Origin of the sequence: Bifidobacterium callitrichos (assembly GCF_008698085.1) — a bacterium.
In the GTDB taxonomy this organism is placed as follows: Bacteria; Actinomycetota; Actinomycetes; order Actinomycetales; family Bifidobacteriaceae; genus Bifidobacterium; species Bifidobacterium callitrichos.
In genome coordinates this window covers 1-18286 of the sequence record NZ_RZJP01000002.1, presented here as the reverse complement: position 1 = coordinate 18286, position 18286 = coordinate 1, and the positions used below count along the sequence as shown (strand labels likewise).

The 18286-nt window shown below is 64.7% G+C and carries 11 protein-coding genes and 2 tRNA genes; 7 read left to right on the top strand and 6 right to left on the bottom strand.

Annotation, left to right across the window (positions count from 1 at the left end; translation table 11 throughout):
• The first annotated feature begins 217 nt into the window (after nucleotides 1-217).
• The 4 genes from EMB92_RS04685 (at nucleotide 218) to EMB92_RS04670 (ending at nucleotide 6804) form a co-directional block, all read left to right on the top strand.
• Nucleotides 218-3880, top strand: a complete 3663-nt coding sequence (locus EMB92_RS04685; RefSeq protein ID WP_150393966.1) for a DEAD/DEAH box helicase family protein — start codon at nucleotides 218-220, stop codon at nucleotides 3878-3880.
• 54 nt (nucleotides 3881-3934) lie between these two features.
• A complete protein-coding gene (gene serS / locus EMB92_RS04680) occupies nucleotides 3935-5221 on the top strand; it encodes a serine--tRNA ligase (RefSeq protein ID WP_043167619.1) in 1287 nt (428 codons plus the stop codon).
• A gap of 296 nt (nucleotides 5222-5517) precedes the next feature.
• Nucleotides 5518-5605 (top strand) — tRNA-Ser (locus EMB92_RS04675).
• A 359-nt stretch (nucleotides 5606-5964) separates the two neighbouring features.
• Nucleotides 5965-6804 (top strand): GDSL-type esterase/lipase family protein, encoded by an 840-nt coding sequence (locus EMB92_RS04670; RefSeq protein WP_150393965.1) that lies wholly within the window; start codon nucleotides 5965-5967, stop codon nucleotides 6802-6804.
• Nucleotides 6805-6811: 7 nt separating this feature from the next.
• Here EMB92_RS04670 and EMB92_RS04665 read toward each other — a convergent pair whose 3' ends face one another.
• Together EMB92_RS04665 and EMB92_RS04660 are read right to left on the bottom strand one after the other, a co-directional pair.
• The gene (locus EMB92_RS04665) at nucleotides 6812-7531 is read right to left on the bottom strand and encodes a LuxR C-terminal-related transcriptional regulator (RefSeq protein WP_395951897.1); all 720 of its coding nucleotides are present in this window, start codon (nucleotides 7529-7531) and stop codon (nucleotides 6812-6814) included.
• A 76-nt stretch (nucleotides 7532-7607) separates the two neighbouring features.
• A complete protein-coding gene (locus EMB92_RS04660) occupies nucleotides 7608-8942 on the bottom strand; it encodes an ATP-binding protein (RefSeq protein WP_223847615.1) in 1335 nt (444 codons plus the stop codon).
• Between the two features lie 245 nt (nucleotides 8943-9187).
• Between EMB92_RS04660 and EMB92_RS04655 the strand changes: the two genes are divergently transcribed.
• The 3 genes from EMB92_RS04655 (at nucleotide 9188) to EMB92_RS04645 (ending at nucleotide 13707) form a co-directional block, all read left to right on the top strand.
• A complete protein-coding gene (locus EMB92_RS04655) occupies nucleotides 9188-11053 on the top strand; it encodes a PspC domain-containing protein (protein ID WP_190973558.1) in 1866 nt (621 codons plus the stop codon).
• Nucleotides 11046-11939 (top strand): hypothetical protein, encoded by an 894-nt coding sequence (locus tag EMB92_RS04650; RefSeq protein WP_150393962.1) that lies wholly within the window; start codon nucleotides 11046-11048, stop codon nucleotides 11937-11939. Before EMB92_RS04655 ends, EMB92_RS04650 begins: the two co-directional genes overlap by 8 nt.
• A gap of 64 nt (nucleotides 11940-12003) precedes the next feature.
• On the top strand, nucleotides 12004-13707 hold the full coding sequence (locus EMB92_RS04645) for an alpha/beta hydrolase family protein (protein ID WP_223847583.1): 1704 nt from the start codon (nucleotides 12004-12006) through the stop codon (nucleotides 13705-13707).
• A 4-nt stretch (nucleotides 13708-13711) separates the two neighbouring features.
• Here EMB92_RS04645 and EMB92_RS04640 read toward each other — a convergent pair whose 3' ends face one another.
• The 4 genes from EMB92_RS04640 to EMB92_RS04625 all read right to left on the bottom strand — a co-directional run bounded on the left by EMB92_RS04640 (nucleotide 13712) and on the right by EMB92_RS04625 (nucleotide 18066).
• Nucleotides 13712-14365, bottom strand: a complete 654-nt coding sequence (locus EMB92_RS04640; RefSeq protein ID WP_150393961.1) for a DUF4125 family protein — start codon at nucleotides 14363-14365, stop codon at nucleotides 13712-13714.
• A gap of 75 nt (nucleotides 14366-14440) precedes the next feature.
• Entirely contained in the window at nucleotides 14441-16582 is a 2142-nt protein-coding gene (locus EMB92_RS04635; RefSeq protein WP_150393960.1) for a DUF4037 domain-containing protein, read from the bottom strand.
• A 146-nt stretch (nucleotides 16583-16728) separates the two neighbouring features.
• Complete coding sequence (locus tag EMB92_RS04630; RefSeq protein ID WP_150393959.1) at nucleotides 16729-17916, bottom strand: MFS transporter; 1188 nt, start codon at nucleotides 17914-17916, stop codon at nucleotides 16729-16731.
• Between the two features lie 76 nt (nucleotides 17917-17992).
• Nucleotides 17993-18066, bottom strand: a tRNA-Pro gene (locus EMB92_RS04625).
• Nucleotides 18067-18286: the final 220 nt, after the last annotated feature.

Here is an 18286-nt window from a genome sequence, read left to right as displayed (position 1 = left end):
CATCCTCCTGTCTACTATCTACATATAGATAGTAGATATTTTATTCGCGCACCTCGCGCCGGTCAATTCGTGGCACATATGGAATCGCCCTTCGCCTCATGCCGATATTCATGTTTTTCTGATGGGAATCCATCGGTGATTCTCGCGCGTGGAACGTACACTGGACGGCAATGGTGGCGCAATGACGGCGTCGGCGTGAGGGGAAGGATGGCAGGTGATGGGCAACTTCGATTTCGTGCGTGCGGTGTTCCCGAACTGTGCGGACGACTGCATGAAGGCCGAATCGTACATCTTCTCCGACCCGATAGCGGCCTGCGCCTTTGCGAGGCGCGCCATCGACGTGCTGGTTGAGTACCTGCATTACGACGTGCTTGGTCTGGACAAGCCGGATCACGACAACCTGGACGGGCGCACCAACAATCCCGAATTCAGGCGGCATGTCGATTCGGCCATCATTAGAAAGCTCAACATCGTCAGGAAGATCGGCAATATCGCCCTGCACGACGAGGATCCGAACATCTCCGTGGAACAGGCCAATGTCGTCGCGCGTGAGCTGTTCCAGATCATGCTGTGGACCGGATACCGGTTCACACCGTCGCCGGACAAGGTGCCACTGGATCGGCAGTTCGATCCGAACCTCGCCAAACGGGCGATGGCGCTCAATCCTCAGCAGCGCGACAAGCTGATCGCGAGCATAAAGAACGAACGTGAGAAGCACGCTCAGGAGATCGCCGAGCGGGACAATCGAATCAAATCGCAGGATGCGACCATCCTCGCGCAGCAGGCGGAGCTCGAGCGAATGCGCGAGCAGATCAAAGCCATGCAGCAGACGGTCAAGCCAGACAGGCACGATTACACCTATAAAGAGGACGAGACGCGAACGGCCCTCATCGACCTGATGCTCGCCGAACAGGGATGGGACCTGCGGGATGCGCGCAGTCGCGAATTCAAGGTCGAGAACATGCCGAAGACCGCGAAGAACCCCAGTGGCGTCGGATATGTCGACTACGTGCTGTGGGGCGACGACGGTCTGCCACTCGCCGTTGTGGAGGCGAAACGCACCTCCATCAGCCCGTCGGAGGGGGAGCAGCAGGCGCAAGCGTATGCCGACGCCTTGGAGGGGCTGTACCACAGGCGTCCCGTCATCTTCATGACCAACGGATACAAGACGCGCATCTGGGATGACCGGGGCAGCGGTGACAAGAAGTCGGTTGGGTATCCGCCGCGTGACGTGGAAGGATTCTATAAGAAGGACGAACTGGAACGGCTCATCGCCCGTCGGAAGGATGCGCGCGTGCTGTCCGCCGAGCCGATCTCCCTGCGCATCGCCGGACGGCCCTACCAGCAGGCGGCTATCAAGGCGGTCGATGAGGCGTTCGACGCCCGACAACGTGCGGCGCTGCTCGTCATGGCCACGGGCACGGGCAAGACCCGAGTCGTCGTGTCACTCGTCGAACAGCTGATGAAAGCCGGATGGGTCCATCGCGTGCTGTTCCTCGCGGACCGCACCGCGCTCGTCAAGCAGGCGGCGAACGCGTTCAAGAACAAGGACCACGGTCTGGGCAAGACCGTGCCGGTCGTCAATCTGCTCGAGGATGACAAAGCGGCTTCGGGACGCGTGTACCTGAGCACGTACCAGACGATGATGAACCTCGTCAACGCCCGTGAACTGGGGGAGGACGGCGGTGCACGCGGCAAGTCGCTGCGCTTCGGCCCCGGCTTCTTCGATCTGGTCATCATCGACGAGGCGCATCGTTCCGTATACGCGAAATACGGGTTCCTGTTCCGGTACTTCGATTCGCTGCTGGTAGGGCTCACCGCAACGCCGAAGAACGAGGTGGACCGCAACACGTACCGGCTGTTCGGACTGGAGTACGACGAACACACCGGAGGCGTGCCCACGTTCGCCTACGATTTCGAGCAGGCGGTGAAGGAAGGCTATCTGGTGCCGGCACGGGTGCTGCCCGTCAACACGAAGTTCATGGATCGCGGCATCACCTATGACGAGCTGTCGCCCGAGGAACAGGAGGAGTGGGACTCCAAGGACTGGGACGAAACCGGCGAAGTGCCGGACAAGGTCGATGCGAACGACGTCAACCGCGTACTGTTCAACGAGGACACCATCGACAAGATCCTCGGCACGCTCATGACGCACGGCATACACGTTGAAGGCGGCGACACGCTCGGCAAGACCATCATCTTCGCGCGCAACCAGGCGCACGCCGAAGCCATCAAGGCACGATTCGACGCAGGCTGGCCGCAATACGGCGGCACGTTCGCGCGCATTATCACGCACGCCACGCGCGACGCCCAGTCGCTGATCGAGTCGTTCGAGGACCCGGACGGGGAGCCGCATATCGCCATCAGCGTCGACATGCTCGACACGGGCGTCGACGTGCCGGAGGTCGTCAACCTCGTCTTCTTCAAACCGGTGATGAGCCGCACGAAATACTGGCAGATGCTCGGACGTGGCACACGCCTGTGCGCGGACCTCTTCGGGCCGGGCAAAGACAAGACGGAGTTCCTCATCATCGACTGCTGCCGCAACGTCGTCTTCTTCAACGAGCATTTCGAGGAGAGCAACGGCTACACGGGGCGATCCGCGAAGGAACGCCTGTTCCTGCTGCGGCTGGGGTTGCTGGAGACGCTTGATCGGGCTTCGGCGGAGAACGCGGGGAACTCGGAGCGTCTGGCATCGGCCGCGTTCGGCGGCTCCGACGACGATCTGACCCACTACCGCAGTGGGCTGGTGCGCATCCTCAATGGCACCGTCGGTGGCATGGACCCGGACGGCAACGTGCTGGTCAGGCCGCATCGGCTCGACATCGAAACCCTCTCGAACAAGGACTGGTGGACGTCGGTCACGAACGACAAGACGGTGCGTGCGGCGGGGCTCGCCGGACTGCCGACCACGTTCGACGACGGCGAGAACACCGGTACGATGTCGAACCGCACGAGCGCGCGCTGGTTCGATCTGCGCGTGTACACCTACGAGCTGGCGCTGCTGCGCGCCAAGGCCGAAGCGGCGGGAGCCGCGGGCGGTGTCGACGGCGCCGACGGCGGCGCATCGGGATATGGTGTCGAGGAATCGGGCATCTCCCCGGACAAGGCGTGTCAGGACATTCGCGGTGTCGCCGAGCAGCTGCTCGACCCGCAAAAGCGCAACATTCCGGCCATAGCGGAATGTGCCGAGCTGCTCGAAGCGGTGGCGGGCGAGGACTGGTGGACGGACGTCACCGTGCCGATGCTGGAGACCGCGCGCAAACGCATCCGCACGCTCGTACGCTATGTGAACAACACGCGACACAACATCGTCTTCACCGACTTCGAGGATGAACTCACCATCGAAGCGGAATCAGGCGTGACCGGCGGAGGCGACGTCGCCGCGGTCGATATGGAACGCTTCCGGGAAAAGGCGGGAGCGTTCCTCAAGGGACTCGAGAACGACATCACCCTCGCGCGCGTGCGCATGGGAAGCCAACTCACCGAACTGGACCTCCGGCGGCTCGAGCGCATGCTGCTCGACAACGGCGTGGGCAGCGAACAGGACATCGAGGCGGCCGCCGAACTCAGCGGCGGCTTCGGCCTGTTCATCCGATCGCTCGTCGGGCTGGACCGGAACGCCGTCGAAACGGCGTTCGCGCGGTTCCTTGACGGCAAACGCTACAACGCCAGGCAGATCCGTTTCGTGAACCTCATCGTGCGCGAGCTCACCGCAAACGGCGCGATGGACGACAGCCGGCTGTACGAGTCGCCGTTCATCGACATGGACGCGAACGGCCCCGAAGGGGTGTTCCCCGACGGGCGGGACATCGACGTAATCTGCGACATCCTCGACGGTGTGAGGCGTACGGCCATCCCGTTGCAGAAAACGGCTTGACGGAACGGCGATACGCTCGTCCTGCGTGTCGGCTTACGGCGGTAGGCTTGGCGCATGCTTGATATTCAATTCATTCGCGAACACGCCGATATCGTCAAGGAATCCCAGCGCAAGCGCGGCGAATCCGTCGAACTCGTCGACGAGGTGCTGCGCTCCGACGAGACGCGCCGCTCCTCCCTCAAGGAGTTCGAGGCCGCCCGCGCCCAGCAGAAGGAGATCGGCAAGAAGGTCGCCGCCGCCCCGGCGGACGAGAAGGCCGCACTGATCGCCCAGACCAAGGAGCTCGCCGCCAAGGTCGCCGAATACAAGGCCGCCGCCGACGCAGCGTCCGAGGAATACACCACCGCGATGTGGAAGCTGTCCAACATCGTCGAGCCGGAGGCTCCGGAAGGCGGCGAGGACGACTACGTCGTCGTCAAGAAGGTCGGTCAGATCCGCGACTTCGAGGCCGAAGGCTTCGAACCGAAGGACCACCTGACCCTCGGCACCAACGTGGCCGGCATCGACATGCGCCGCGGCGTCAAGGTCGGCGGATCCCGCTTCTACTTCCTGCGCGGCGCGGTCGCCCGCATGCAGATCGCCATGCTCACCATGGCCGTCGATCAGGCCGAGAACCACGGCTTCGTGCTCGCCATCACCCCGACGCTCGTGCGCCCCGAGGTCATGGCCGGCACCGGCTTCCTCAACTCCCACGCCGACGAGATCTACCGTCTGCGCGAGCCCGACGACCAGTACCTCGTCGGCACGTCCGAAGTGGCGCTCGCCGGCATGCACGAGAACGAGATCCTCGATCTGTCCAACGGTCCGCTGCGCTACTGCGGCTGGAGCTCCTGCTACCGCCGCGAGGCCGGTGCCGCCGGCAAGGACACTTCCGGCATCATCCGCGTCCACCAGTTCGACAAGGTGGAGATGTTCGTCTACGCCAAGCAGGAGGACTCCTACGCCGAGCACCAGCACCTGCTCGAGATGGAGCAGGAGATGCTCGCCAAGGTCGAGGTGCCGTACCGCATCATCGACACCGCCGCCGGCGATCTCGGCTCCTCCGCCGCCCGCAAGTTCGACTGCGAGGCGTGGGTGCCGACCCAGGGCCGCTACCGCGAGCTCACCTCCACCTCGAACTGCACCGAGTACCAGGCTCGTCGTCTCAACATCCGCGAGCGCACCGAGGACGGCTCCACCCGTTCGGTCTCCACGCTCAACGGCACCCTCGCCACCACCCGCTGGCTCGTCGCGATCCTCGAGAACCACCAGCAGAAGGACGGCTCCATCGAGATTCCGAAGGCCATGCGTCCGTACATGGGTGGCAAGGAAGTCATCGAGCCCACTAAGTGGGAGGCGTGACGCGCCCTGCGCCGTCCGTCACGCCTGCTGTGTTTCGCGACGCGCGCGACGCCGTTCGATCCTACGGGATCGGACGAAAGAGCAGGTTCTGCGGGGCTGTTTTCGCCTGATCCTATAGGTTCGGACGAAAGGGTGCGACATACGGGGCCTGTTTCGTTTGATCCTGTAGGATCGGACACAAATGGAGATTCCGGATGGACTTTTTCGTCCGATTCTTCAGTATCGGACGACAAGAGGCCATCCCGTCTGTATAATTGAACGTCGTGCACGATGCCGAAATGGTCCGCGCGCGTCACGGGTAGATGTCTGAGCGGTCTAAAGAGACGGTCTTGAAAACCGTTGAGGGGTAACCCTCCGCGAGTTCGAATCTCGCTCTGCCCGCCATCGGGGTTCCGGGTTCATGCCCGGAACCCCTTTTGTTGTGTTACGCCTGTTCGTGACCTCCATTACGTGGTCTGACGTCCCATCGCGCGGTGAAATCCCCATGGAGTAGTGACGCGATTTTGCGGATTGGCGGAATAGAGCCGTTCTGCGACACCGCGCCATGGGGCAAACGCCGCTCCATGGGGATTTCACCGCGCCATGGGTGCCGAAACCGCTCCAAAAACCACCAAAACCACGCAGACGAGATGGAATTGGCCGTTTCCATTGAGTGATTCCCGTACATATAATGCGTCGCAGGCACCTGAAGCTGCGGATGTAGCGGTGTGCCGAATCAGTAGGGGACATTAAGGGAAGAGAATATGTCGTTGCCGTTGTGGGAGAGGCCGATCGCGTTGGCCGAGGCGTTGGTGGCGAAGCACACCGTGAAATTGGCTCCGGAGCCGGCGGGGGAACGCGAGGGGCTCGTCATCGTCTCGCACTCGGTGCAGTCGGATGCGGTGCAGTCGCAACCCGGCTCCGCAAGCGACTCCGTCACCGATGTGTTCGCATCGTCACGGGATTCGGTGGATCGGTCCAATTCGCCGGCGATCCGTCCGATCACGCTGGTCACGGTCGGTGACTCGCTCACCGTCGGATGCGGCGTCGCCAGCCAAAGCGAGGGACTGACTCCCAGCATGGCCCACGCGCTCGCCGCCAAGGTGGGGCGTCCGGTGCGCTGGGCGACCCATGGCAAACTCGGCGCGACGATGCGCCGCGTACGCTTCCGCCTGCTGCCTGAAGTCACGGAGAGCCCGGATCTGCTCGTGCTGTGCGCCGGATCGAACGATCTGATGGCGCGACGCAGCATGAAGGAGTGGCGTGCCGATCTGACCGCCGCCATCGACGAGGCCAAGGCGTTGTGCCCGCACGTCGCGGTGATCAGCTCCGGCCAGGTGTACCGTTCCCCGGCGCTCGGCCGTACGCTTCGCAAGGCGATTCTCGACATGACGGATGCGCAGACCGCGGTCAGCCGTGAGATCTGCGCGGCCAGGCAGGTCCGATTCGTCGACATGACGCATTACGACACCGGCCTGACCGACACCGAATTCTGGGCGGATGATAATTTCCACCCCTCGAAGCGTTGCTATCAGCTGCTCGCGAACGGGGTCATCGAGCAGGCCGTGCCCGGTCTGGCCGACTACTTCGACAAGCAGGCGTAGCCTACGATCACACGATGCGGCGGTCGGCGGCCCAGCGGGTCAGTTCGGTGCGATTGGACAACTGCAGCTTGCGCAGCACGGAACTCATGTGTGTCTCGACGGTCTTGATGGAGATGAACAGTTCGGCGGCGACCTCCTTGTAGGTGTAGCCGCGTGCGATCAGCCGCATGACCTCCTGTTCGCGAGCCGAAAGCCGGTCGAGCTCATCGTCGTGGATAGGCGAATCGGCTCCGAAACCGGCACCGGCCGTGCCGCCTGCCATACCGCCGTTGCCGAATCCCGCGGCGCTTCCAACACCATCCACGGCTCCGGCGGCCCCGGCCGAACTGGATCCCGCTCCGCCCTGGAACACGGACAGTACGAATCCGGCCAGTTTCGGCGAGAACACTGCATAACCCTCATGCACCTGCTTGATCGAGGAGATCAGGTCCGCCCCCGTGATCGTCTTGGTCACGTAGCCGCGGGCTCCGGCGCGGATCACCGAGCCCACGTCCTGCGGCGAGTCCGACACGGACAGTGCGAGGAACGCGGAGGCGGGGGAGAGCGGATGCGACTTGAGCAGGATCTCCGTGCCGCCTGCGCCCATGCCTCCGGGCACGTGCACGTCGAGGAGCACCACGTCCGGCTTCGTCGCGGCGATCATCGCGATCGAACCGTCCACATCGGCTCCCTGCCCGACGATGTCGAACGTCGACGAGAGCGTCGCGATCACGCCCGCGCGGAACATCTCATGGTCGTCGACCACCGCCACGCGGATCGGTTTGTCGATTCCGGGTTTGTCGGTTCCGGCTTCACTTGTCGTGTCAGTCGTCGGATTCTGTGCGTTCATCACTTCGCTCCTTGCCTTGCATTGCGTCTGCCTGCGACCTGCCGTCCGCCCTGATCGGCATGTGCATGCGCACCTCGGTGCCCCATCCTGGCCTCGATACGATCTCCACTTTACCGCCGCGTCGTCTGACTCGACCGATGATCGATTCGCGGATGCCCAGACGATCGGGAGGGATCGCGTCCACGTCGAAACCGGCACCGTGATCGCGCACGAACACCTCCACCAGCGCGGGTCCCGCCTCGCAGTACACCGATATCGGTTCGCCGCCGTGCGTGACCGCGTTGACCAGCGCCTGCTGGGTCGCGTCGAGCAGTGCGTCGGTCGCGGCGCTCGGACGCGCGTCGCCGACCGTCACCACTTCGATCGGCCTGCCGTGCTCGTCCTCGACATGCGCCGCGATCTCCTTCAATCCAGCGCCGACCGACCGGTCGGACGTGACACGCGTCTGGTACAGCCATTGCCGCAGCTCGCGCTCCTGTCCGCGCGCCAGCGTGAACACGGTATCCGACTCGCTGCTGTGCAGCTGGATCAGCGCCAGCGTCTGCAGTACGCCGTCGTGCAGATGCGCGGTCATGTCGGCACGCTCCTCCTCGCGTTCCTTCGACGCACGTTCGGCCGTCAGCGATCGCAGCATCGAATTCGCCCACGGCAGGATCGCGAGCAGCACGCCGACAAGCAGCAGGAATCCGGCGAGGATGATCCGCTTCGGATAGGAGAGAAGCCCCGAGTACATGACGTTCGTCACGTAGCTCACGTAGGCGAGGAAGATGAGGATGATGCCGCCGACCATGGTCGGCAGCTGTCCGGTCCTCGCGTCGAATCGCGACCACGCCACCAGCAGTCCCGCCGCGGCGAGCAGCGCCGCGGGAATGAGTTCGCCGTGGTTCGTCACGCCGAGTACGAGACTCAACGCGATGAGCGTCAGACCGGACAGCGCGAGCAGCGCCGGTTTCGGCGCGCGTTTAAGCGCCTCCGTCACCGTTTCGGCCGTGCCCAGCGCCGTTTCCTCACGCGATTCGGCTCTCGTCTTGCCGGTGGCCATATCGCGATTGCCGCGTGCGAGGGGTGCGTCGGACGCTTTGGCCGACTGCGATCGCGCGGCCGCGGCGGCGGCCGGATCGCCCACCGGCACGAACATCCACAGGAACAGATAGGCCACGATGCCGGCCCCGAACAGGAACGTCATGAGGACGAACGCCAGCCGGACCCACGCCACGGAGACACCCAGATGCAGACTGATGCCCCGGCAGACGCCGGTCAGTATGCGGCCGTGCTTCGGCCGCATCAACGGCAGTCGTGCGGGCAGCATCGGGGGCAGCTGCGGCTGCGAACGTGCGTACGCGGCATGCACGCCGTACCTGCCGTATTCGGCGTATGCGTCGTTCGCGCGGCCGTGCGGCGTCGGCTGGGCCTGTGACGAGGGGTTCGGGGTGGAGGTCATGCTCCCATTGTGCCCGATTCGGGGCGGTTTCCAAGGGTTTTGAGCCCGCGTTCAGGGAAGAATCAGGGTGTTCCCGGACGCCTGTGCAAGAGCCTGACTGCTGTAATGGAAGCATGAACGACAACAAGAATCTCAAGGAACGCTTCTTCTCCTGGATACGCTCCACCGGCGTGATGCGCGGTGATGACCGCTGGATCGGCGGCGTATGCAGTGGTCTGGCCGTCCGCCTTGGTTGGAGCCCCGCGCTGACCCGCGCGCTGCTCCTCGCCTCGACCCTGCTGTTCGGGTTCGGCGCGGCCCTCTACGCCATCGCCTGGGCGCTGCTTCCCGACGCCCGCAACGGACGCATCCTCGCCGAGGACGTCATCGCCGGACAGTGGGATTGGACCTGCATGGGCGTGATCGTCATGTTCGCGATCGCGCTGGTCATCCCAGGCGCCGGATGGGTGGCGATCGCTCTGGCCGTCATCACGCTGTGGGCGATCTGCCAGAGCAGCGTACGCCAGCAGCACGGCTACGGCTTCGGCGCGCGCAATGGTCGCGGCGGCCCGAATGGCGATAATGGTCCGCAGCGCGGTCCGCAGCCCGGCATGCAGGGACCGGGATTCCCCGGCGCGAACCCATATGTCCAGCCCCAGCCGGGCATGAATCCCAATCCCGTCAACCCGCCGCTGTGGCAGGGGGCGCCCAATCCGACGGCGCCGACCGGTGCGCCCGTGAACCCCGATGGGCGCCCGATCCCGAACCCGATGCAGCAACCGGCGCGGCCGGCGGCCGGCGCGATGCCGGCATCCGGGTTCCCCGTCGGCTCTCCGACACCGCCGAACACTGCGTATCCGTATGCGCCGGCGGCTCCCGGCTTCCCGTACATCGCACAGCCAGCCGCCGCCTCCACCGCACCCTCGCGTCCGCAGACGGCGGCCGCGGTCAAGCGTCGTCCTCGTCGCCAGCCGGCCGGTCCGCTCGCCGTGCTGATGGTATTGGGACTGACGCTCGTCTCCGCCGCCTGGCTGATCCTGCACGTGTACGCCGGCGGCATGCACACCGCCGGCGCCATCGAAACGGTGCTGGCCCAGTCGACCATGTGGATCTCCGGCGTGTGCATTCTCATGGGGCTCGTGATCCTCATCCTCGGCATCGCCGGAAGACGTTCCGGCGGCATGATCCCGCTGTCGATCATCGCGGCGGGCGCAGCGGTGGCGATGGTCATCGCCACCATCGCCTACGGGGGCACGGTCAACGGGGTGTCTGCCGATGCGCGCCGCAGCGGCTACACACAGGTGCAGATGGGCGGCAACCACGACTCGTCCAACGCGAACGGCATGATCGCGCTGCAGGAGAAATACAAAGACGGCAAGGTCAACTACTGGGTGTCCGACGCCAGCCCCAAGACCTACTCGCAGCTCAAGAACGGCGTCTGGTTCGACGGCACCAACTACTTCGACGCCACCGCCAACATCGACCTGAGCCGGTTCAACCGCTGGTACCACGCCGACGGGGACAAGAACCGCTTCATCAACTGGTGTCCCGCCGGACAGATCAACCTCATCGTGACCAACGCCAACGTGCAGGTCACGCTCCCTGACGGCTGCCCCTACAGCTTCGGACGGGACGGCATGCTCCTTGAGGAGGCCTCGGCGATCGGCGGATGGGGGACGCTGGTCCGGGACAACAACGTAATGTTCGTAATGCCTGGGTATTCCGGATACGAGTGGAGCTATCGTCCGGACGACTGGTTCAACAACGGCAAATCCGATGACGACGTCTCGTTCCAGATCAACTTCCTGCAGGGCAATTCCGGCAAGGTCTCGGTGGTATACGCCTCGGACAGCGGCATGCCGTCCTACACGGACTTCGTCAAATCCCACGTGAAGAACGACGACTGGGCCTCGGTTGACGCCACCACGAAACATCACTACGACGTGGAGACCGGCAGGTCCGGACCCACCGCCGACGACAAGGAGGACACCAATGAGTGACGACACCACCAAGGTCCTGCCCATGCACGATGCAGGCGACGAGAAGACCACCGTCCTGCCCGCGGCGGCCGATACGGCCGAGCCGGAGGTCGCGCAGACCTCGGTTCTGCCGACCTCGTCCGTCGAATCCGACGAGTCGGACGACACGACCACCGTCCTGCCTGCGGCGGCCCCGACCGAACCGGCCGATACGACCGTACTACCGGTGCCGGAAGCGGCGACGGCCGCCGATTCGGTCTCGTCGGCCGACACCGAGGTGATGGAGCCGACGATCGCGGTCACATCGCAGACCCGCGAGGACGAACAGGCCACGCAGGCGCTCAGCCAGATCCCCTCCACGATCGACGATTTTGCCGAACCGGCTCCCTCCACCGCGAGTGTCGGCCCGATCCCGCTCGACGTGCCGCTGTCCGAGGCGATTCCCGCGGCCGCGCAGGCCTCCGCCTCGCCGTTCGTATCGACGGCTCCCGATCCCACGCCTGTGCCGGAATCCTCCGGTGCGACTCCGGCGCCGCAGGCGGAAGCCTCGACTCCCGTCGAGTCTTCCGCACCCATCGAGTCCTCCGCGCCCGTCGAACCCGAACCTCCGGTCTCCGGGCCGCGGACTGCAGCCCCGACCCAGAACAACCCCGAACCGCCCAAGGGCGCCAGCAGGTCGACCATCATATTCGGCCTGATCATCCTGCTCATCGGCACGTTCGGCATGTTCACCGGACTCAATCCGGCGGTGCTTGGCAAGTGGTTCTACGACATGACCCCGCAGACGGCCATCGCGATCATGTGCGCGGCGGTCGGCGTGATCCTGCTCGTCGTCGCCCTGATCTGGTCCATCGTCAAGGCGGTGGCGAACGGCAAGGCGAAGTCGAAGCAGCAACAGCCACGATGAATTCATCCGACATATGTCCACAGGACGCTCACCGGCGGACTGAAGAGGCCTACAGTAGGGAACCATGATGGAAACGGTGAGGAAGACACTCTCGGTGGTCGCGGCCACCGTGGTGCTCCTCGCCGTTTTCGCCGTTCTCGGCCAGCTGATGATGCCGCGATGGAACGTCGAACCCTATCGCGACCACATTCCGGTCGCCTCGCCCGACACGGCCATCACCCCGCGATCCGCGGCGATTGCGCACGAGGGCACGTTCCGGACGCGTGAACGCGACATCACCATCCATCTCGATGACGGCGCCAGCGTGCCCGCCGTCCTGCGCGAACCGGTCGACGCGCCCGGCAATCGCCCCGCCTGCCTGTTCGTGCACGGTTCCGGCACAGGCGACGCCGAGGACTTCGGCGATATCGCCAACGCGATGAGCTCCGCCGGCATCGTCACCCTGGTGCCGGCCAAACGCATCGACGACTACACGCCGCTGCACCGCGACTACTCGCGCTTCGCCCATGACTATTCGACGGCCTTCGACTTCATGAGGCTGATCCCCGGCGTCGACCCGGCGCACTCCGGCGTCTACGCCGAATCGGAGGGCACATGGATCTCGATGCTTATGGCGCAGCAACGCCACGACATCGCCTTCTCGATCCTCTCCTCCGCGCCCGTATTCAAGGGCCGCGAGCAGATGGCGATGGCGTTGAGCGCCTACATGAGCCAGTCCGGCGTACCCAATCCCGTGGTGAGGGACGCCGCCAAGCTCATCTCCCTCGACTTCGCGCCGTTCGACTTGAGATACGCCGATTTCGACGCGGAATCCACCTTCGACGGGCTCACCATGCCGATCCTCGTCAACTACGGCGTATACGACACCGCGATGCCGATCGAACAGGGTGCGTCAACCATCGTCGACCATGCGGCACGGCATGGCAATCGCAACGTGACCGTCCGCTACTTCGCGGCCAACCATCAGATGCGCGCCGGAACCGGACTGTTCTCGCCCGGACTGCCGCTGGCCGACGGGTATACGAAGGCCCTGTCCGACTGGGTGAATGGGATCGCCGTCGGCACGAACGCGCAGGGATGGGCCACCCCGCAGGTGGCCGGCGTGCGGCCGCATCAGAGGTACGCCGCGCCGGATGTGATCAGATCAGGCATCATCGGCTCGCTGGGCGTGCTCGTCGCTCTCACGGCCACGCCGATCCTGTGCTTCGTCATTGCGGCGATCGGAGGAGTATGCTTCCTCGTCGCCGAAATGCTGCGCAGGCGCAGAATCGCGGCCTCGAACGCCGACGGCACCGGTCACGGACGATTCCCCGTGGTCGATAAGCATGGTCGGGCATTGCGCGCATGGCCCGGCACCAGCCGCAGTTTCACGCGCATGGTCGGCTATTCATGCGGACTGCGGGCGCTGCTGATCGTCGGAAGCGTGATCGCGACGCTGACCCTCGCCGCGCTCGCCGGATACCTGTCCTACGTCGGCGTGGCCGCGGTGCGCGAATGGCGCAACCCCGGAATCATGACGATCGGGTTCAACGGGCTGCGCATCGCATCCCTGCTGCTTGCGGTGCTTACCGCATGGCTGATCACCTGGCTGTGGCACTCGTGGAGGATCCGCCGCGCGTACATTGCGCACGGACTGTATCCTGCGGCACGCCGCACCCGCTCCTCATGGATCCTCGGCCGGTGGCATTGGATGCTCGCGTCGTTCGTCCTTGCCGGAATGCTGGTGACCTTGACCGTCCTCGCCTTCTGGGGCCTGTTCTCCCTCTGACGTCCTACTGCGCCGCCTCCGCCTCGTCGAGATCCGCGAACCCGCCCAATCGCACCGTATGGAGAATCGTCTCCTCGGTGAGATTGCGACCGGTCTCCGCGCGATCGGCGATCATCGCCTCGTACAGTGCGAACGTCGCATCCGAATACGTGCCGAGTTCGCCGCGCAGATACGTCTCGAACGACGTGGCCTGAGGCGTGTCCTCGGCGGTCGTCAGCACGCGCATCGCGACTCCCAGCTTCGGCCAGCGTTCGCGGAAGTCGCGCGCCCAGCCGACCTGCGTCGCGATCACCCGCTCCTGCCGTGCGACGCGATCGTCGGACAGACGTGGAATGTACGGTTCGATGTCGCGTGCGAACTCGACCGGCGCGGTCGAGGCCATCATGCGCCCGTACTTCTCGGTGACGAGATTGCGTCCGACCCGGTCCGCCTCGTCCAGATCTCGCGCGTAGCCGGTCAGCAGCGGCGCATCCCAGGTGAGGAACTGCGCAAGACGCATCTGGTGGAACACCGGCCAGTTGCCCTGACAGGAGGCACGGCCTCCCTCGTTGTTCGTGCGCTGGAACTGATCCCACTCGTGGCGGACGATGCGCTCGCGCAGGTCGGTGAGATCGTTCGCCGATGATTCCGGTGTCTTTGCCGATGTGATGTCCGTCATCGGTCCCTCCTTCCCCGAAGGTGTTTCACGGGGCGTTTCACGATTGTTTCACGGGGTGTTTCACGCAATTGCGTATCACAGACTGTGCAGGCAGGGCGCGTCGGAGCCGATATGCTCCTCGACGTACGGGCGCTGCCATTCAAGGAACGTCTCATCCGAGGTCGTGAGCCCCTCGCGGCGCAGCTCCTTGACGACGTCGCGCGCGATCGACTCGACGATCGACTCGATCCGCTCGGCAGCCGGCGCCGAACCCTTGCCGCCCTCGCCGAATCCGGCGCCGCCATAGCAGGCCGCCGACGACAGCCGCATCACCGTCTCCAGTCGCTCGCACACATCCGGCAGCAGCGTGAACATCCTGCCTGAAAGCCTCCTGAGCGCCGCGAACCGCCACTTGTAGTACGGCGCATAGCCGACGATCAGCGGCTTGTTGATAAGGAACACCAGCGACGAACAGGCGTCGACGAACTCGTGGATCGACATCCACGCCGCATCGCCGTCACCGCGCTTCAACGAACGCGCCAGATTGTACTGGCCGGCCTGCGCGATCATGCCCAGTCGCTTCGAGACCAACGCGTACCGCACGTCGTCGGGCATGTCCTTGAACGCCTGACGCGCCTTCGAGAACGCGCCCAGCGGGTCGGCGAACACCTCGCCGTTCGTCGCGGCGGCCAGCGTCGCCTCGTCGAGCAGCATCCACTCGTGAGGCGCGTCGACGGCCGGAGCGGCGGCATACCCGGTGATCGACTCGAAGAAATCGCCGATGCGGAACACGCCGTCACGGCGGAACGCGCCCTGCGCACGCGGTGTCGCGGCGTCGGCGGCGTCGGCGCGTGTGAACCCGCGGAAATCGGCCGGCAGCGCCTCATAGTCGGCCTGCAGGCGCTCGCCGATCGCCGCGTAGTCCTCGTCGGTGAGCCACAGGCAGAAGCGCGGGCCGAAATCGTGGTCGCGCGAATACTCGTCGTCGAACCCGTAGCATTCCGATCCATGTCCGACGAGCCCGGCGGCGATGCGCCCAGCGTATTCGGGGTACTTCGCCCGGATCATCGGTTTGCCGATCTCCTCCCAATACGCGCGGGCGAGCTTGAGTCCGCAGATGGAGGGGGAGGCGGTGGCGGCGGTTTGGGTGACGGCTGAGGCCGAGTCTGCCGCATTCTCGGAATCGTCGTCGGACCGCCCGTTCTCCGTGGCGTCCGACGGCTCCGGTGCATCCGCCGACTTCGTTGCGACTCCCGTATCCGTGGTGTCCGCTCCGGACGGTTTCCCGGCCTTCGCCTCGGCCTGATCGAGATTCGACTTGGTGATCCGGTAGTAGTCGGTGTCCCTGCCGTAGCATTCCTCGATCACCGCGAGGGAACGGCGGTAGTATTCGACCGCGTCCGCATACCGTTGCTCCGCGTACCTGACCTGCGCGAGTCCGGCCAGCGCCGACGCGTAATGCGCCGAATGCTCCAGATGGCCGGTCGCGTAGATCTCCAGTGCCTTCGACGCATGCCGGTCGGCGCCTTCGAGCTTGCCCTCCTGAAGCAGCACAAGCGCCAGATTCGTGTGCGAGGAGGCGACATCGACATCCGCGTCCGGGTTTACGCTCGACGATTCGATCACGCGCACCGCCTCGCGCAGTTCCAGTTCGGCCTGATGGATGCGGTCGGTCTCGCTGTAGAGCATCGACAGATTGTTGTGCAGCGCGGCGAGTCTGCGATCCTTCGGATCGAAGTTCTTCTCCGCGCACGCGAGGGCCTGCTTGTATAGGTCCTCGGCCTGATCGTAGTGTTTCGCGGCGCGCATCGCCGTCGCACAGTTGATGAGCGTCGTCGCCCATGCCTCGGAACCCTCGAGTCCCATGCGCAACGCCAGTTCGATGGCGCGCTGGACGATCCACTGGTTCTCCTCATGCCGTCCCTGCGACCGGTAGAAGCCCATCGTCTCGTTGAGCACGGTCAGCAGACCCGCGTCGTCGCCCGCGTTCTCCGCGTCGACCATCGCCTGCTGAAGATAGGGGCCGGCCTTACTTGCGGCGTCATGCGCCTCGAAGATCGCATCCAGCCCCTTGAGGAACTCCTGCGTGTCGAACGTGGCAGGCGACCGCTCCGCGTCCGTCGCGTCCTCGCCGGCGCCGTCATCGTCGTCGGCGTCATCCGGATCCCCGCCCGCGAACGCGGCCAGCAGCTGCTCGGCCAGCGCGTCCTTCGCATCGTCCCGCGCGTCATCACCCATGTCGTCTCCTTCGTCGAAAAGTGTCTATCACCCAAGTCTAGAAGACGTCGCAGGAGAGGATGGAACGGCATCTGTGAACTACGTCACCTGCAATATATTCGGGCTCCTCTTGTCGCAGGATTGCCAGAGGAGCCCGCCCGGCACAATCACACGTGGACCTCGCGCATGCGCTGGAGCGCATCGGTGTCGGTCTCGCACTTCCATGAGTAGAAGGCGAGCAGCCCGACCGCCAATGCCGCGAGCGGCACGCCGCTCAGACCGGTGAACCGGTAGTCCATCGCGAACGAGGTGAGCATCGCGCCGCCGACGACCGAACCGACCGCGTTGCCGAAGTTGAACGCGACCTGCACGGCTGCGCCCGCGATCAGCTCGCCGCCGCCTTGACCGGCCTCGGTCATGAGCAGCTGCTGCGGTGCGGAGATGAAGAACAGGCCGAACGCGATCCAGAACGTGAGAATCGCCGTGGTCACGCGGTTGCCGGGCACAAGCAGCACCATGAGCAGACCCGCGCAGGAGATCGCCTGGCCAAGTGCCGCGGTGCCGGCGTGACGCCAGTTGTCGGTGATGCGCCCGCCGATGATGCCGCCCACGACCATGCCGAAGCCCGCCAGCATCATCATCAGTGGCACGAGACCCGCGGACCAGCCGCCGGTCTTCTGCAGCCACGGGGAGACGTAGCTCCACCAGCAGAACACGCCGGCATTGCCGGTGAACACGGCGGCGAGGATCACCCACGGGCCACGGCGCCTGAGGAATCGGAACTGGCCGAGAATGCCGGTGTCCTTGACCGGCGGCACGAACGGAATCCATGCAAGCGTCAGCACGATCGTCATCGCCGCCCATGCGGCGAGCAGGCCGAACGCGAGACGCCAAGACATGAACTCGGCCATCAGCGTGCCGGCGGGTACACCCAGCATGTTCGCGACGGTCTGGCCCGTGACCATCACCGATACGGCCTGTGCCTCCTTGCCCTTGTCTGCCAGGGTCTTGGCGATCAGTGTGGCGGTGCCGAAGAACGCGCCGTGCGGCAGACCAGAGATGAATCGGGCGGCGAGCAGCATCACGGCGTTCACGCTCATCGCGCTCATCGCGTTGCCGACCAGTGCGATCACCATGAACAGGATGATGAGGTTCTTCGGTGGCACCTTGCGGCCGAACACGAGGATCAGCGTGCCGACGCACACGCCGATCGCATAGGAGGAGATGTAATGACCGGCGGTCGGGATGTCCACGCCGGTCGCCTCGGCGGCCTGCGGCAGGATGCCCATCATCACGAATTCCGCCGCGCCGAGGATGAACGCGCCCGCGGCCAGCGCCAGAAGACTCTTCTTCATGGATTGTTCCCTTTGGTCATGTTTGGACATGAAAAAAAGGGAACCACCGATTCATCATCAGTGGTTCCCTCAGTTGTCGGGCTGGCGGGATTTGAACCCGCGGCCTCTTCGTCCCGAACGAAGCGCGCTACCAAGCTGCGCTACAGCCCGTTTGGCAACGTCCGCTATATTACATGCAAGTCGCGCTCGCGCAAATTCGAAGTGGTTTACGGCGTGTCGCAAGTGATTCCAACGGTTTAGCAAAAACCGGAAGGTCTGTCTTACTGAAAGTCGCATCGAAAATCGGCAGATGATTTCGTCGCGATGAACGGTCGCTCACGATACTCGCTCACGATATGCGTGTGCGATACGGGGCCGCATACGGGAGGGC

What these genes read in the sequence shown, in the direction of transcription:
- EMB92_RS04685 (WP_150393966.1), top strand. Translation starts at nt 218, where the DNA reads ATGGGCAACTTCGATTTCGTGCGTGCGGTGTTCCCGAACTGTGCGGAC.
- serS (WP_043167619.1), top strand. Translation starts at nt 3,935, where the DNA reads ATGCTTGATATTCAATTCATTCGCGAACACGCCGATATCGTCAAGGAA.
- EMB92_RS04670 (WP_150393965.1), top strand. Translation starts at nt 5,965, where the DNA reads ATGTCGTTGCCGTTGTGGGAGAGGCCGATCGCGTTGGCCGAGGCGTTG.
- EMB92_RS04665 (WP_395951897.1), bottom strand. Translation starts at nt 7,531, where the DNA reads ATGTTCCGCGCGGGCGTGATCGCGACGCTCTCGTCGACGTTCGACATC.
- EMB92_RS04660 (WP_223847615.1), bottom strand. Translation starts at nt 8,942, where the DNA reads ATGCTGCCCGCACGACTGCCGTTGATGCGGCCGAAGCACGGCCGCATA.
- EMB92_RS04655 (WP_190973558.1), top strand. Translation starts at nt 9,188, where the DNA reads ATGAACGACAACAAGAATCTCAAGGAACGCTTCTTCTCCTGGATACGC.
- EMB92_RS04650 (WP_150393962.1), top strand. Translation starts at nt 11,046, where the DNA reads ATGAGTGACGACACCACCAAGGTCCTGCCCATGCACGATGCAGGCGAC.
- EMB92_RS04645 (WP_223847583.1), top strand. Translation starts at nt 12,004, where the DNA reads ATGATGGAAACGGTGAGGAAGACACTCTCGGTGGTCGCGGCCACCGTG.
- EMB92_RS04640 (WP_150393961.1), bottom strand. Translation starts at nt 14,365, where the DNA reads ATGACGGACATCACATCGGCAAAGACACCGGAATCATCGGCGAACGAT.
- EMB92_RS04635 (WP_150393960.1), bottom strand. Translation starts at nt 16,582, where the DNA reads ATGGGTGATGACGCGCGGGACGATGCGAAGGACGCGCTGGCCGAGCAG.
- EMB92_RS04630 (WP_150393959.1), bottom strand. Translation starts at nt 17,916, where the DNA reads ATGAAGAAGAGTCTTCTGGCGCTGGCCGCGGGCGCGTTCATCCTCGGC.